Origin of the sequence: Klebsiella sp. RHBSTW-00484 (genome assembly GCF_013705725.1) — a bacterium.
Classification (GTDB): domain Bacteria; phylum Pseudomonadota; class Gammaproteobacteria; order Enterobacterales; family Enterobacteriaceae; genus Klebsiella.
Genome location: NZ_CP055481.1, coordinates 1,871,957 through 1,888,206 on the forward strand (window position 1 = coordinate 1,871,957; position 16,250 = coordinate 1,888,206).

Sequence of the window (16,250 nt, forward strand, 5' to 3'; positions counted from 1 at the left end):
GTGAATCTTAATCAAGGGACGAGAATTAAATTTATTACACACAATTAAAAACAGCAAAGAGGTATTGTTTAGCTTTGTAATTTATCCGGTCAAGATACACTAAAGTTATCAGTGCGGGCATTATATATATTTACTGTCTCTATATATATGGGGGGGGGGTATTCAATGTCGGAATGATTATGATTTGCAGGCTGAATAAAATTAAAAATTCATATCTTAATTTAAGTTTGTACATGACCATAAACAATATTCTATTTCAATAATTCAATGTTTAACTTATTAAGATAAAATTGATTTTATTACAATATAACTCATTGAAAACAATGTCTTTTTTATTATTGTCTGGTTTGGTGGTTTACAAGTGATGGCTGAGTGAACATTCCAAGTGTCAAGAGAGAATACGTATATTTTTACATTTGTTTCTTAAATGGTTTTTATTTTAATAATTTTCAAATATGCATTCTTTATGTGTAATTAATTTTTGATATATAACCAATTTATGATTATGTATGTGAATTTGAAAATTGAATAATGAATAAATATGAAATGACTAATGATAACTCTTGAATCATTAGAGTTAGGAATTATATTGGTATTATTTTGATTTGTCATTTCATCTATTTGTTTTTGGAATATAAATGAAATCCTAATTGGTTTGCATTAGGCTGCTATTTTAAAATTTGCCCCATATAATGTTTTTGCTCGATGAACCCAAGGAACTGGGAACTGATAGCCTGCTTATACGGTATAGCAATTCATACATATAGATGATTTTTATAAACGATAAATTAAAGGGCTTGGTAATGAACGATTTAATTCTTAAAACTTATGCTGCTGGTACCTCTGGACTGGGAAATATTCGTCACTTCTTTAAAGACGATGAGCGTGGCGTGACAGCTGTTGAATATGCGATTGTTCTTGCTGGTGTTGCAGCAGTTGTTGCGGTTATCTTTGGTCAGGATGGTACAGTACAGACAATGCTGGAAGGCATCTTCTCTAGCGTCGAAAGCAAAGTCAACGCTTCAATGACTTCTACGACTCCATAATAATGATATATATGGCCAGCATATTACTGGCCATTTTGTAAGCGTTAACTATATAATTAAAATGCCATTAGCCATAAATATAACAGTGGGTATTCCTGCTCATTGTTATATCTATGGCCACGGTAGACTAGTCATGTATTAAAATTGTCATATTCCGGACTTTGTATTGTTCGTGCGGTAGCTATGCCAAAAAATATAGTAACTATCTAACTTATTAATTAATCAGTATATTGATGTACTTTAAGTAATCGCCTTTCTGAGCTTATCACTTGATAAGTAGTATAAGGGAAGTATAGATTAAAGGTTTAAACGGACGAATCCTTTTAGCAAGGCGTAATTTTACATATATGTAAACTCTGAGGGTCTCAATGAATAAGAAATATTCACAGATAATCAACATCGCGATGGTGGTTATTGGCATTATTGGTATGGCACTGTATTTTATTTCTGATAGAAAGCCAGCAACAACACTACCTGATGTGCAAGTTCAGCAAGAAAAAGAGCCTGCTATACCAATGGAAACTATCACCGTTGCTGTTGCTAATAGCGACTTGGTGAAAGGAACAAAGTTAGCTGCAAGTGATTTCAAATTAAAAACGCTAGCGATTAAAGAAGGTAGCCATGACCGAGAAATACTTGCAGTAAAAAATGTTGAAAACTGGATGATAAAGAGCGATATTGCATCTGGTTCCTATATACCAGTTTCTGCATTGGCTGAGCCTGGATCCGAAGAGTATATAATCATGTCAGCAAAACCTGGCAGCATTGTATATGGATTTTCTATTAAAAATTCCGATAGTTATCTTTTTGCTAATACCAGACCAGGCGAGGGGATTGACATTTATTTATCATATCATTTACGCCATAACATTAAAGATAATGGTAGCGTATCAGTTACACCCACGACGGAAACTAGCGACGCTATTAATAGTAAGCATTTCAAACTTATAATGAAAAATAAAAAAGTGCTGGCTATAAATAAGTTCGAAAGCCAGGTTGTAAATTCTGTGGCAGAAGATAATCCATTAAAAAAAGAGGGTTATATTCTAGTCGAACTGACACCTGATGAAGTGAAAACCCTGAAAGGCCTTGATGGAGCCAAGCTATATATTTTCCCTGGTCAATCAGAAACCAGAGCGTTAGGTGCGCAGCACTCTGCACTAGTTGGTGATGAAGGGCAATGGCCGATTGATAATAGAGATATTTTGTCTATCGGAAATAATTCTCAAAGCAATGATACAGTTGAAGAGAAGATTAAAGAATATCGTGGCGAAAAGTAGTGGCAAAATTTAAACGATATTTAACAAATTATAAAAATTAATCCCGAAAGAAAATAAAAGGATAGAGGAACAGATATATGCTGAGGATGGTTAAAGCATTAAGTATATTCATCATGTTGCAATGTAGTATTTCTGTAGCATTTGGGGCTGAATTGTCAATGAAGGAAGGGCAGTCAACAAATGTAACCTCGGGCGAAAAAATTGATACGGTATTCATCTCAAACCCTGCCGTTGCAGATTATAAAGTTATTGGTAATAAAAAAGTTGTATTGTTTGCAAAAAGTTATGGAGTTGCTGAAATTACACTCTATGGTGCAAATTCAAAAGTCTTAAAAAAAGTGAATGTTTCGGTAGATGGCGTTGGCAGTTTGCTGGCGGATACAGTGAATAAGCAATTCCCTGGTACGCGAATTAATATTGAACGCTATATGAATGGCACGAAGTTGGCCTATATAATCAAAGGTGAGGTTGCTACAGAGGAACTGCGCGATCAAATCTACCAAACAGTAGGAAGCCTTGTTGGAGAAGCACTAAAAGAAGATGAAGTTTTGTTCAAGGACAAAGCAGACAATGGTGCTGGTGATGTGAAGGTTCATCATTTAACAAAAAATAAGTGGATCAATGTCATTGATCGTATGACAGTACAATCTTCCGCACAGCAGGTCAATGTTAAGTTGACCGTTGTTGAAGTGACAAAGAAATTTACCGATGCGTTAGGTATTGAATGGAGCAGTTTAACGTTAGATAGCATAATAAACGGTGGCAGCGCAACGAATACTGCGGGTGTGTTTAGCCTGATCGGTTTTAAAGGTGGATTTGATGCGGCTAATATCAGTACATTGATTAATGCAGTAAAAAATGACAGCATTGCTCGTGTTCTTGCTCAACCTAACTTAACGGTGTTATCAGGGGAAGTGGCTACCTTCTTGGTTGGTGGCGAAATTCCGATTGTCATTGATAGTGGTGGCAGCAGTTCATCATCTGTTCAGTATAAAGAATATGGTATCCGTCTTAATATTGGCGCTAAGGTGAACAGAAGTGATAAAATACGACTTTATATTGCAAATGAATTGAGCAATGTAACAGGCAGTTATACTTATAACTCATATTCAATCCCGACTATTAATACAAGAAGAACGCAATCAACGATCGAGCTTGCAGATGGTGATAGCTTTGTCATTGGTGGCTTGCTGAGCGAATCCGATCGTGAGAGTTTATCAAAAGTTCCATTTGTCGGTGATATTCCTATTCTTGGTGCACTTGCCCGTAGCTCGCAAACGGAAAGAGAGAAAAGTGAGTTGGTGGTTTTCGCAACGGTGAAACTGGTTAAGCCTGTATCCGCGAATAATAGCCATCAGCTTCCTGTTCCGCAATTTCATAAAACATCCGTTGATAAGCTATTTTTTAACGTTGGGGTAGCCGAGGAGCACAAAGAACGAATGACTTCTGACGATAATGGCAAGCAGTTTCTGTCGCGTGGCGGATTTATTCGTTAAAGCTGAGGGATTAGATATGATGGATTTGACTACAATTAATAAAGGTTCCTCTGGTAGCAAAGGTGCGGAGTCGCATTTAGGAAAAATAGCTATAATATCTGCTCGCCAGCATGTTATATCAGGTATCACTACTCAGCTGAGAATGAATGGAAACTATGATTTTATTATAATAAAGTCTTCTTTCGCGGATGAATTTGAGGACAAAGAATTATCATCAAGTGAATACGCAATTATAGATATTGAAAGTTTTCGTGATGTGTCTGAGATTGAGAGAAAAATAAAATTCCTTATACCTATAACAGTCAAAAAGATTTTTATTGGGGATATTGACTCAATTAGCTTTCATGATGAAATGAAGCGTATTGGCGTCAGCTATTTGCATCTCGACTCACAATTAATGCAACTAGGTCTCACACTAAAAAACACAGAAACTAATACTGAAGAAATTAGTCATACACAGAAAATCAGTATAATAGGTTGCAAAGGTGGAAGTGGTGCGTCGCTTGTTGCATGGTGGCTTTTTCAGTCAATTGGAAAACTAAGTCATTTACCTATTTTATTAGTTCAAGGACATACAGGTAGTGCTGATTTAGATTTAATTTCAGATATCACAATACAGAGAGATGGTGTCATTACACCGTTAAATGCTCATCAGGCATTAAAAATAGCAACTGAGGAAGAACAGTGGTTATTTGATGATCCTAACTTCAAAAACTACAATATGGTGATATTTGATTATAATGTTACGACACAAGTTAGAGATAAGTTAGCAGTTATTGTACCTGGAAGTGATTTTATATTTGTTGTTGTAACAAGAGAACTATCTTCGGTAAGAAACGCAAGGTTGATTTTAGATGAATTGCAGCGAAATTCGCCTACAGGCGGTCATGATGCACATAATGTATCGGAAAATATCATCATATTAAATGATAAAACACCTGCAAAATCTGATGAGCTATCAAATGAAGATATTGAAAACTATCTTGCTCGCAAAATCGATATTTTTTCTCCTTTCCAAAAGGATGTGAAGAAATTTGATTCAAAAATGCAATTATATAATTTTGCAGCGCAGATGCTTGGTAAAAATTTAATTGTTAACGGTGCTAAGCAAAAGAAAGGTTTTAGTTTGGGTGGTTTATTTAAAAAGAAATAATCTGATAAAACTATTAATGAACTATAATTGAGCTACCAAAACCCAGAGAGTAATCTCGGGGTTTTCATGGATGATATATGAATAAATCTCCCTCATTTGTTTACTTCAGACAAGAGGTACTCAAAAGCATTGATCTTGAGCAAATTGATAGCGTTAAAGGTAATCGAACAGATTTATTTAATGAAGTTAGCATGGTTGTCAGGACCGTAATTAATAATAATCGTACTGATAACTATCTTACCGCCCCAGAACGGCAGGAACTTTGCGAATTGGTGGTTGACGAAATCACTGGCTACGGACCATTACGTGAACTGATGGAGGATGATTCTATTAGTGATATTTTAGTCAATGGCCCGAACCATATTTTTGTCGAACGCAAAGGTAAACTTACACTATCAGACAAAAAATTCATTAATAATGAGCAATTGACAGATATTGCACGTCGCCTCGTTGGGAAAGTAGGACGACGAATCGATGACGCGCAACCACTTGTTGATGCTCGTATGCCTGACGGTAGTCGCTTGAACGTAGTTATATCGCCGATAGCCATTGATGGGACTTCGATGTCAATACGTAAGTTTGGCAAGGGAAATATTACTCTTGGTGAACTAATTAGGTTCGGCAGTATTAATGAGATGATGGCGAATTTTCTCGTTATCGCCAGCCGCTGTCGTCTTAATATCATTGTTTCAGGAGGTACCGGCTCAGGTAAAACTACCTTACTAAACGCGATGTCGCAGTATATTGATGATAGTGAGCGTGTATTGACTCTCGAAGATGCTGCCGAACTAAGGCTACAACAAACTCATGTTCTGAGATTAGAAACACGGCTCGCGGGGTCGGAAAATCAAGGGCAGATAAACATGCGTAACCTTGTGATTAACTCCCTACGTATGCGCCCTGACCGGATAATTATTGGTGAGTGTCGTGGTGCAGAGGCATTTGAAATGCTACAGGCAATGAATACCGGCCATGATGGTTCGATGTCAACATTGCATGCAAATAATCCTCGTGATGCGCTGGCTCGCTTAGAGAGTATGGTTATGATGGCTAACGCTGCATTACCTCTTGTAGCTATTCGCCGAAATATCTCAACTGCAGTGAATATTATTGTGCAAGCTTCGCGTTTACCGGATGGTTCAAGAAAAGTAACAAATATTACAGAAGTAATGGGGATGGAAGGGGAAAATATTATTCTTCAGGATATCTTTGCTTATACCGCGAATCCTGAAAGAGATAGTAACGGAATGATTACAGGGGCCTTTACATGCAATGGACTATTACAGCGTTCAGCAGTATATCGTCAAGCCCTGGTTCATGGATTCCTTGACCCTCTCAAACAATTATTTGGTAATAAGGTATCATGATAATGATTGTCATTTTTTCAATAATATTGCTATTAGGAGCAATACAGCTTTATTTTTCTATAAAATCAACAAGGCAAATTAAAGATAAAATATTATCTACTAATATTATTGCGACTCAAAGGCGTCAGAGTAAAAGGGCTGTCATCGATAATATTATTAGTTTGTTTAAAGATAAATTAATAAAAATCCGTATAAATCTCATTGGTAAAAATGGCGAGCTTATTATTAAGAATACAGCCATTCTAATCGCATCAGTAATTGCAACAATATTTATAAATTTTGAATATCTTAAGTTTAATAGCATAATAGTGACTTCTTTGACGATTATAGTATTGACTTATATACTTTATGTTAACCAGACCAACAAGAATCGAAGAGAGTTCGAGAGAGATTTTGCTGAAGCACTTAATATCATCAACAGCGCTACCCGTGTTGGTCGCCCAATTATGCAGGGTTTCGAAGAGTGTGTGCGTGCAATTGATACTGATTTTGGTCGTGAGTTTAAACGCATTTTAATGCGCCTTGATATAGGTGATGAACCTGAACGCGTATTTATAGATTCCTATAAGCGTTATCCCTATAGCGAATACTTTTCATTTATAATTACTATTCTTATAAACATGAAAGGTGGAGGGCAAGTTAGTGAAGTAATGACCAGGCTTACAATGTTGATATCGGCGAGTAAGACTTTGGAAAGAAAGAAAGTCGCTATGACTTCTGAAGCAAGAATGTCGGTTAAAGTTCTTGTTATCATTCCCGTATTTTTCTTCTTTTTTCTTAAATTCGTATCACCAGATAATTTTGATATTTTAATTGGCACCGAAGCCGGTAAGTATATTCTATATTATGCCATTGGTAGTATTTTAACAGGGTTGTTAGTCGTCTGGTCAATGATGAATAAGGTTGGTTAATATGGTGTATTTTATATCATTTGTAATATTTTTATTAGGCGCCAGAGGCATTTTAATGCTTATATACCGGCGGCGGCGGATTAATCAGGTAGAAAGGCTAATTAACTTTACAGAAAAAAATAACGATAAAACTAAAATTCTTGAATATGGTACTAATTTAATCGAGACTCAGTTAGATAAGACCTTCAAAAAAAATAGTAAGTTGGTATCAATTACCTCAGCACTGGATAAGAACGTCAAGGCGAAAGCGATTCTTTTTGCTGTATTTACAATCCCAGTTTTGCTCTGTAAGTTTTTTGGTTGGATCCAGTTAGATCAACAAATGCTACTTATTGTACTTCTTGCTGCACTGTCCATAATTATTATTGTACCTGCAAGAGTACAAGCAGCTGCTACTCAACGCCGTTATCGCAGAATATCAAATGATATACCTTATGCAATCGATTTACTTGCTGTATGTATACAGTCAGGTATGACAGTTGAGGCTTCATTGACGTACATAGCATATAAAATGGAGATGATAAATAAAGATTTATCATCTTTATTAGTGCGTACTGTTATGCGAGCTGACGTCAGTGGCATAAACTCTGCTCTCGAACAACTATCTGCTGAGGTGAGCAATGACGAGATTCGAATGTTATGTTCAACATTGATGCAAAGTACTAAATTTGGTTCTTCTATTTATTCAGTTTTAATTGAGCTGTCTAAAGAAATCAGACAGATGTATTTATTAAGTATGGAGGAAAAGGTTGCTGCATTATCTGCAAAAATGACTTTTCCAATGATTGCTTTTATTTTGTTTCCCCTGATCGCGATCGTTGCTGGTCCGGGCCTGATTAAGATGAGCTCAACATGGTAAAAAAATTAATTCCCATATTAGTGCTTGCTGTTCTTACTGGTTGTTCAGGCGAGTTGTCAAATTCTTCCGATGACGATCAAAAGGAATATATACTCACACAGCTTAATGACTATCAAGGTCTGATAGAAATTTACAGGAAAAGGCTCAGTGTGAAAGACAATGCAGATGAGCGTTATTATCTGGCTGAATTATATAATAAAATAGGCGATTATTCATCGTCTAATATTTACTTGCAACCTTTAATTAATAAGAGTACGGAACAACGCTACTTGATTCTTCATGTAAAAAATCTTTTGGAATTAGGTAGAGAGAAAGAGTGTGAAGATATTTTGAGTTCATTACTTGCAAAAAATAGCTCAAGCGGTGAACTTTGGAATCTGCAAGGAGTACTATTTGCTCAAGAAGGTCAGTATGAGCAAGCGGTTCAGTCTTTTGCAAAAGCTAGAGGACTTTTCTATAACGAGGAAGTCGTTATAAACAATCTAGCGATGATGGAAATATTGCAACAAAACTATCCTAAGGCTCGAGATCATCTCTTGGATCTCTATTCAAGGAAGAAATATCAACGCCAAACGGTTTATAATTTGGTTTATACACTTGCTAAAACAAATGATGATGAAAGTGCACAAAAGATTATTGTTGATGAGAAATTAACAGCCGGAGAACCGTATAAATTAATTCAGGCTTTAAAGAAAGTATCACCGAAGGAACAGCTTAATGTTACCAATGCAAGGGGCATAAATAAAATACAAAATGAAGCGAAAGTTGATGATAACGATACATCAAAGAATACATTCTCACATGAAACAATGAAAATAGAAAATGTTGCTAAATCGGAGAATTCAACGAGTGCTGTATCGTCTCAAGTCGCGTTAAACTGTATTCCCCAGTTAAATAATAAAAGCAAGCCGAATGCATTCATCGGTAAAGTGGAAAACGCTAAAATAATAGCCGGTTTAACTGCTGGTAAAATTAGTAATGGCAATGCAGTAGCACTTTATTCGGCGTACTCACTGAATTATATAGTGTTACCGCAAGAGAAAAATAATCAGTTAAGTATTCAGATTTTCAGCTCAATGCCCGCTGGTGATCTATACTCCAGACAGCTTTCAATACTGCAAAAATATCCGGAGATAAATAATGTTGATTTTTATAATAATGGAGATAGCAGCATCACATTGAGAATAACAACCAACAAATGCATCGTTAATAAGGCAATTAAACGAGCTGTGGGGAATGCAAAGTATAAAGAGAAATTATTGATTGAGTTTTCTTACTAACGTAAATCACAATCCATTTATATATGAAGCTCATATAAACTGGTGCATTTATAAAGATTGTTTTTTTGGTGCTGTCTTTTCTATGTATAAGTAAATAATTTCTCTTGATTTTATAAAAACATTCTCCAGGAGTAAAAATGGAAAATGAGGTTGACTATTTACTAGATGCATTGTCAGGTATTGATGGTGTTTTATGTGTGGCTATTATTGATAATATTGAAAAGAAAATTTCCCGTAGCAGGAATTTAAATGATAATTGCAATGTTCTTGCAAGTACGATGAGCGACATTGTTAGAGCTAATGTTAAATACTCTCGGTTGTCATCCAAAAAGCATGAATTAGATGATGTTCTTATATCTTACAATAATGAAATACATCTCCTTAAACCGTTGGTACACACTGCAAAGTATTTTATATATATAGGGATATCACGAGATACTAATCTTGCTTTAACGCGAATCCGCTTGAATGAGCAACTCAATACTTATTTAAAATGAGATTGTCATTTGTTCTCAAATTGTCGGGAGTATTTATCGTGATAACGATAAGTCAATATTAATTAATTTGATGGGTGAATTAATATGAATCTGCATACATTACCATTTGTAATAAATGATTCAAACTCGGGGAGCAACGAATTATCTCTGGATGAGAATGTTAAGGTGTCAGAGCTTGATCATTTTCCCGAAACTTTAATACATGAATTGAAGAATGAGTTGGACGCCTTTTCGAAAAATAATGCGGTTCTGAAGAATATACTTATCTCAACAGCTGACGGTTTTGAAATTGCTTCATTATTAACCCCAGGTTCAGAGCTTCATATAAGAAAAGTTTCAGCATTGACAAGTTCTTTATTAGGGATTAGTTCCGCGATGCTTCAGGAAATGGGGGGAGGGGAGCAAAATGCTGTGTTTATGGAAAGTAATAATAACATGATATTGTTCAATCGCATCCCGGCTGAGCAAAAGATGCTTTGTCTTATGGCTGTGACAACAAAAGATGAATCCATCGGCCAAATATTTTGGCGCCTACGCCAACTTTCTGAAAACGTTATCAAGATTTGTAATAAACATATGTAAAACCAGCGAGATCATTTCATGAATAATTCTATTTTATATAGTTTTGCTGTGCAGCTTTGTTGTTCAGACCATATTAGCGGATTTATTCCAGCACAACCTGTCATTGATACCAGAGAGAACCTTACAGAGCAACGACTTTCCTCTTTATTTAAGCTTGTTAGTACTATACATAATGATATTTTAAGTATGTCTCCTGAACGATGCCCGGATACCATTTCTTTTGTTTTTGAAAAATCATTACAGCTGACATGTTCCGATATTTCATGTGGTGTTATTGCTGTTGAACCTATTTTATATGACCGTGATGAAAAAATAGGTGAAACTATTAAAATTTATTTTTCAAGGATCATCGAACAGTTAGGAAAACATGAAGTAGTGATACCAAAAGATAATTGTTCATGCATATCTAAAGTTCACAACGATGTTGTTGCAGGCACCGATAAAATACTGGTTCTGCCAGTCCATAAAGTGATGAAAAAAAGAAAAATAAAGAAGGGTAAACGATAAAGATAACTTTACTATGTGTTCTGTAGGTTATTACATTACAGAGCACATATTTTATTTGGAATGATGATGGATATAATGCCTTATATTACTACAACAATTACATTTATTATATACGTAATATTAATATATGCATGTTATACAGATCTCATGTATCGAAAAATAAAAAATCGATGCGTTATTCTGGCGTTGATAGCATCACTATGTCTGAGTATTTCGTATGGTGATGTTAATATTCTTGCGCCAACGCTTTTTTTGATCGTTGGCTACATATTTACCATTACTGGATGCATTGGTGCCGGTGATATTAAATTGATAGTCGCATTGCTTGTAGGAATACCTGATGTTTTGATTTACCCTTTTTTTATCATGACATGCATACAGGGTATTCCTTTAGCATTAATTTGTTTGATATTTTCCATGTTTGTGATTAAAAGTAACTTTAGAACCGTACCGTTTGGTATTGCAATTGCTATTGGCTATATTAGTGTAACCATATGAGGGTAATAAATTGTTACAGCTAAAAAATTTTCTTTGTAACACTAAAGGATCTATTGCGATTGAATATGCTTTCGTTGTAATTCCGTTTATTATATCTATTTTATTTATCATGGAAATATGCCGGGTGACATATATTATGTCATCTGTTGATTTGATATTGTCTGAGTCAAGTAGCGCAACCTCAACGCTATCCAAATCCTCTGATAGTTCTGCCTACTTTCGTCGAATGGCAAAGAAAATGTCACAGGGATCTCCTCTGTTGCTATTTGGAGATATGGAGATAAAAACAGAAGTGACATATTGCGCAAACTTTGAGGAATTGACTACAGGAACATGTACTTCTAACTCTTTGGGATCAAACCCTTTAGGTATCTATAAAATTGAGGTTCCATATAAACCTTTATTCTTCATATTTCCAGCATCTTATTTTCAAAATAAAATGGTGAGGAAAATTATCCTTATCCAAGAGAATAATTTATCCCGATAATTATATCCTGTGGAGCCTAGTTAATGTTATGGAAAAACAACAGGTCTGAAGATGGGTCTTCAGCTATCGAGTTTGCGTTATATATGTTTATTTTTGTTTTAATGTGTGGTTTTTTGATGGATATGAGCTTTGCTATCATCAATAAAAGCCATGCGGAACGAGTTAATAACTCTTTAATGATGATTTTTCGTGAGCGGATTGCTTTTTATAATAGCACGGAGACAATTACTCAGGCGGATCTTATACATTTGAAAAGTATTTCTGATGCCCTTTTAAAAAAAGAGGATGGTTCAATTGATGATTATCAGTTAGCTATTAGAATGATCTCTTTTTCCAGTCGTTCAACGCAAAATCGTCAGATTCCGTCGGAGCTTTTTTATGCCAGTCCGGCTGTTAATGGCTGTGATAGTGCAAGGAATAGATCGGATCAGAATAGATTAGCGGCTATGTCTGCATGGGGATTAAGACCAAGCGCAACAAAAGATGAGGCTGTATTTTGGTATCCGGTCTATGAGATCACTTTGTGTATACCAGGGTCTGTTAGTTATTTTAACAGAGCACTTGGTGTTTTTAATAGAAACCTGAGTAGTCTTTATATCAGAAATGCTTCACTTCCACGCAAATAGTTATTATCTGATTTTAATGGTGATTTGAATGAAATGTTCGAAATTACATTTGCTAAAATTTTTTAGGAAAAATAAAGGTTCAATAGCTGTTAGTTTCGCACTTATGTTACCTGCTCTGATGGGGTTCTATTCTCTTGTTGTTGATGGTGCCCGGTTTAACTCTGAACGTTCTCGTCTTGCTGACGCGCTAAACCAAAGTGTCTATGCGGTTGCGGTAGCGGATAACAGAAATCAAACACCAGATGCCAGAGCAGAGAATATTGCCAAAGTAGGTTCATATTTGACATATTATTTCCCCGATAAAACAATAGATACAAATTCAATATCAGTAGATGGTAAGTTAATTTTTGATGAAAAAAATATATTATCTGCTGTGGATTATAAGGTTAATGCAGACCAGATTACACACCCGATTTTGAAATTATCAGAAACCGGAAGCATGTCAGGTTTTCATTCAAATGTAACTTTGCGCGGAAATGGTCTTTCCGGTACTGTTCGTCGTACTACGGTAACAAGAAGTATTCCTACAGACTATGTTTTTGTAGTTGATTTTTCTGGTTCAATGACTAGTAGTTCTGCTGAGCGGGGCCTTTCTCGTGAACAATTATTGAAAAAGGTTGTAACTACGCTGGGTGAGCAAATATTTGAGCTTGATAATGGTAGTACGATTGGATTTGTCCCGTATTCGTATGGTGTTCCTGTGCGTCTGGATAAAACTAATTATTCCAGTCCGCAGGGGAAAGAAGTTGGTTGTACTCATATAGCAAAAATGAAAAGCGACTTTGAATCTTTAGATTGGGATTTTTGGTACAATAAACCAAAAGAACCAAAAGGTAGAGCTGGAAGGATGTCATTGGATGACTTTATAAAACTCACAGACTCAGCTCAGAGAAACTATTATATGAATGTTATTGCTAAGGCTAATCGCCAGACGGACAGTTGGTTAATTTCTCAAGGGTATTGTGTAAAGCAAAATGGAAGCCTTCTCTGTGATGCTGATAGTAAGTCAAACATTCATAACCCGGCCAATGCTGCCGAGCTTAACAGGAATTTTAACAATTTTTTGCGTTTCACCCTTAATGCCTCTTCCTATAATTCACTGTTAAATTCCAGTAATGTTGACATTGAAGGAACACTTTCTGGAGACTATTTGTTTAGTGAAAAAAATGTCAAGACCTATGTATCTTCTCTGGGAGCGGGAGACGATATCCCATTTGGATACGGAGGTTGTTACTATAGTATTCCCGAACGTAATAACCTGTCCGAAAATATTAGAGACCTGGTTCAACCGGCTTACTATCTGATGGACTTATCAAGCGACCCAAGCGTACTTAGTGAATTTAGCGCGATGACTCCAGAAGGTGGTACTGAAAGCTTATGGGGATTGTTACGTGCGGTTCCTTTACTTGCAAAAGGTAAGAATGAACGAAAAATGATGTTTGTGGTTTCTGATGGTCTGGATAGTTATCCTGCTCTACGACAGAATATGATGACGAATTACAACCTTTGTGGTGTCATCCGGGAAGGGTTAAAAAAATATCCAGAGGGAACACCAACAACAAGTGCTTCTATATATTACATTTCTCTTATTAACAACAGTTCACCCACTGAATGGGCTAATAGTTGTGTTGGAAATGGTAATGCTTACACTGCAACTAATCTCAATGATTTAACAAATGTTATCGGCTCACTCATGTTCCAGAATAGCATCTCATATATCAATCCTGACGAGACCGAATTATAGTTTATTAATCTATAGGTGTGTCTAATGAGTGACTTTCCAGCACTTATCCTACAGTGCGGCAATGAAGTATCGACTGAGGTTTTGCAACGTATAGTCAGCGTTGAATCATCCTTTAATCCTCATGCCATCGGTGTAGTTGGGGGGAGGCTTATGCGCCAGCCAGTATCGAAGGAGGAAGCTGTTGCTACCGCACGCTACCTTGAAAATGCTGGCTGGAATTTTTCGATGGGATTGGCGCAAATCAATCGTTATAACTTAGCGCGTTACGGTTTAAGTTATGACTCTGTTTTTGAACCTTGTGCTAACCTTCGTGCAGCTGCATCTATCTATAATGAGTGCTTCAATCGGGCAGTTAAAACGTCTGATTATGCTACTGCGCGCTTAAAGGCTTTTTCTTGTTATTACAGTGGTAATTTTACGCGAGGTTTTTTGAACGATGGTGGTCAGAATAACAGCTATGTTCAGAGGATCTTGAATGTCAATGTAGATAAAAATACTTTGGCACATATTGCGCCTATACCGGTACTTTCTAATGGCGATAGCAGTAATATCAAAAAGCCGGTTTATGATAAAGCTCAAATGCATCAACCCCAGCGACAAAAAGGGACCAATAATGAACTAGATAAGCGACGCTTGTACAAGATTAGTGGGAAATCGACTTCATCAGGTGTTAAACAATTACGTGGTGAATAACTGAAGGTCCATATTTAATTTGATAATCTACGTTTCTGTAATTACATGCGAAATATGTTTTAATTATATAAGGTGTTTTTTATTTGATTTTTATTTGATTTGTATTTGAGTTTTGTATGATATCTTTATTTTATATTTGAATTGATTATTATACTGCTAGATATTAATGTTTTTTTGGTTTTTTTTGTGGCTGTTTTTTTTATTTGTTGATATAGTGATTGCCATGGCAGATGATGCTTATCGACATTTAGAGTCGGGTCTTATTATCTATGGATGATTTTAAAGTTCTTCTTGTTGGCCCCACAGGGGCTGGTAAAACTACTGCGATCAGTACGGTGAGCGATATTTCTGTTATAAGTACGGAAGTGACGCGATCCTCGCTGGATACAGAATCATTGAATAGTCAATTAATACCAAAAAGCACCGTTACAGTGGGCATCGATTATGGCGAATTGAGTCTTAATAATTCAATGCGAATAAGGCTTTATGGTGTTCCTGGACAGGTTCGCTTTGAATCTTTATGGGGGTTAATTCATGAAGGTTCTGTTGGTACCGTAATTCTATTTGATATATCGAGCAATGATTATAGTGAAGAGTTTGTTTTCTTTGTGAACAGATTTCATAAAACTCTACTCACTGAACGATGTATCATTGGAATAAGTAAGTACAGTGAAATATATTCTTCCAGAGTGACTGAGCTTCTGGAGCTCCTGAATCATTCGGGGGTTAATGTTCCGGTTTTTTCCGTGGATGTAAGGAATAAGGAAGACGTACTGAAGTTACTTTTTATGTTAATTGAGTAATTTTTTTTAGTACTTATTGTTGAACTTAATATTAAAGGAATTATCATGAGTAATATTGATGAGTCTCTAGCTTCATTGATGGGTGTTTCTGGTGCAATCGTAGCTTCTATCGTTGACTCTAACAGCGGTATGATGCTCGGCCAGGATGGCGCAGGTATTGACCTTGAGCTTGCTTCTGCGGGGAATACAGAAGTAGTTCGCGCCAAACTGAGAACCATGGAAACTCTCAAATTAAATGATAAAATCGAGGATATGTTAATCACGTTAGGCAAGCAATATCATATTATTTGCCCAATTGATAAAAATCCTGGCTTGTTTATCTATTTTGTACTTGATAAAGCAAAAGCAAATCTTGCATTAGCTCGCCATCATGTCAAAGAAGTAGAACATCAGTTGGTTGTGTAAATTTTTTTAGGTCTCT

At 36.0% G+C, this 16,250-nt stretch carries 18 protein-coding genes; all 18 read left to right on the forward strand.

The annotated features are described in order from the left end of the window. Positions 1-803: 803 nt before the first annotated feature. The 18 genes from HV213_RS09015 (at position 804) to HV213_RS09100 (ending at position 16,234) form a co-directional block, all read left to right on the forward strand. A complete protein-coding gene (locus HV213_RS09015) occupies positions 804-1,046 on the forward strand; it encodes a Flp family type IVb pilin (protein ID WP_181485428.1) in 243 nt (80 codons plus the stop codon). Positions 1,047-1,414: 368 nt separating this feature from the next. Continuing rightward, positions 1,415-2,326 carry an SAF domain-containing protein gene (locus HV213_RS09020; protein WP_181485429.1) on the forward strand — a complete coding sequence of 304 codons (912 nt, stop codon included), beginning with the start codon at positions 1,415-1,417 and terminating at the stop codon, positions 2,324-2,326. A gap of 77 nt (positions 2,327-2,403) precedes the next feature. Beyond that, positions 2,404-3,822: a type II and III secretion system protein family protein gene (locus tag HV213_RS09025; protein WP_181485430.1), complete on the forward strand. Its 1,419-nt coding sequence runs from the start codon at positions 2,404-2,406 to the stop codon at positions 3,820-3,822. 16 nt (positions 3,823-3,838) lie between these two features. After that, positions 3,839-4,975, forward strand: a complete 1,137-nt coding sequence (locus HV213_RS09030) for a hypothetical protein (RefSeq protein WP_181485431.1) — start codon at positions 3,839-3,841, stop codon at positions 4,973-4,975. Between the two features lie 77 nt (positions 4,976-5,052). Then, positions 5,053-6,342, forward strand: coding sequence for a CpaF family protein (locus tag HV213_RS09035; RefSeq protein WP_181485432.1), 1,290 nt, complete (start codon positions 5,053-5,055; stop codon positions 6,340-6,342). A gap of 2 nt (positions 6,343-6,344) precedes the next feature. Next, positions 6,345-7,253 (forward strand): type II secretion system F family protein, encoded by a 909-nt coding sequence (locus HV213_RS09040; RefSeq protein WP_181485433.1) that lies wholly within the window; start codon positions 6,345-6,347, stop codon positions 7,251-7,253. Position 7,254: 1 nt separating this feature from the next. Next, complete coding sequence (locus tag HV213_RS09045; RefSeq protein ID WP_181485434.1) at positions 7,255-8,112, forward strand: type II secretion system F family protein; 858 nt, start codon at positions 7,255-7,257, stop codon at positions 8,110-8,112. Beyond that, a complete protein-coding gene (locus HV213_RS09050; RefSeq protein ID WP_181485435.1) occupies positions 8,106-9,392 on the forward strand; it encodes a tetratricopeptide repeat protein in 1,287 nt (428 codons plus the stop codon). The genes HV213_RS09045 and HV213_RS09050 overlap by 7 nt, the downstream gene beginning before the upstream one ends. Positions 9,393-9,529: 137 nt before the next feature. Beyond that, positions 9,530-9,889, forward strand: coding sequence for a hypothetical protein (locus HV213_RS09055; protein ID WP_181485436.1), 360 nt, complete (start codon positions 9,530-9,532; stop codon positions 9,887-9,889). Between the two features lie 84 nt (positions 9,890-9,973). Further along, the gene (locus HV213_RS09060) at positions 9,974-10,471 is read left to right on the forward strand and encodes a roadblock/LC7 domain-containing protein (RefSeq protein ID WP_181485437.1); all 498 of its coding nucleotides are present in this window, start codon (positions 9,974-9,976) and stop codon (positions 10,469-10,471) included. A gap of 18 nt (positions 10,472-10,489) precedes the next feature. Then, positions 10,490-10,978: a hypothetical protein gene (locus HV213_RS09065; RefSeq protein ID WP_181485438.1), complete on the forward strand. Its 489-nt coding sequence runs from the start codon at positions 10,490-10,492 to the stop codon at positions 10,976-10,978. A 147-nt stretch (positions 10,979-11,125) separates the two neighbouring features. After that, positions 11,126-11,476 carry a prepilin peptidase gene (locus tag HV213_RS33710; protein ID WP_442788163.1) on the forward strand — a complete coding sequence of 117 codons (351 nt, stop codon included), beginning with the start codon at positions 11,126-11,128 and terminating at the stop codon, positions 11,474-11,476. A 10-nt stretch (positions 11,477-11,486) separates the two neighbouring features. Continuing rightward, positions 11,487-11,963 (forward strand): TadE/TadG family type IV pilus assembly protein, encoded by a 477-nt coding sequence (locus HV213_RS09075; protein ID WP_181485440.1) that lies wholly within the window; start codon positions 11,487-11,489, stop codon positions 11,961-11,963. Between the two features lie 23 nt (positions 11,964-11,986). Further along, complete coding sequence (tadF, locus tag HV213_RS09080) at positions 11,987-12,589, forward strand: tight adherence pilus pseudopilin TadF (RefSeq protein ID WP_181485441.1); 603 nt, start codon at positions 11,987-11,989, stop codon at positions 12,587-12,589. Positions 12,590-12,617: 28 nt separating this feature from the next. Continuing rightward, positions 12,618-14,333 (forward strand): pilus assembly protein, encoded by a 1,716-nt coding sequence (locus HV213_RS09085; RefSeq protein ID WP_181485442.1) that lies wholly within the window; start codon positions 12,618-12,620, stop codon positions 14,331-14,333. 24 nt (positions 14,334-14,357) lie between these two features. Next, on the forward strand, positions 14,358-15,026 hold the full coding sequence (locus HV213_RS09090) for a lytic transglycosylase domain-containing protein (RefSeq protein ID WP_181485443.1): 669 nt from the start codon (positions 14,358-14,360) through the stop codon (positions 15,024-15,026). A gap of 269 nt (positions 15,027-15,295) precedes the next feature. Beyond that, positions 15,296-15,829 (forward strand): GTP-binding protein, encoded by a 534-nt coding sequence (locus tag HV213_RS09095; protein ID WP_181485444.1) that lies wholly within the window; start codon positions 15,296-15,298, stop codon positions 15,827-15,829. 45 nt (positions 15,830-15,874) lie between these two features. Then, on the forward strand, positions 15,875-16,234 hold the full coding sequence (locus tag HV213_RS09100) for a hypothetical protein (RefSeq protein ID WP_181485445.1): 360 nt from the start codon (positions 15,875-15,877) through the stop codon (positions 16,232-16,234). The last annotated feature ends 16 nt before the right edge of the window (positions 16,235-16,250 follow it).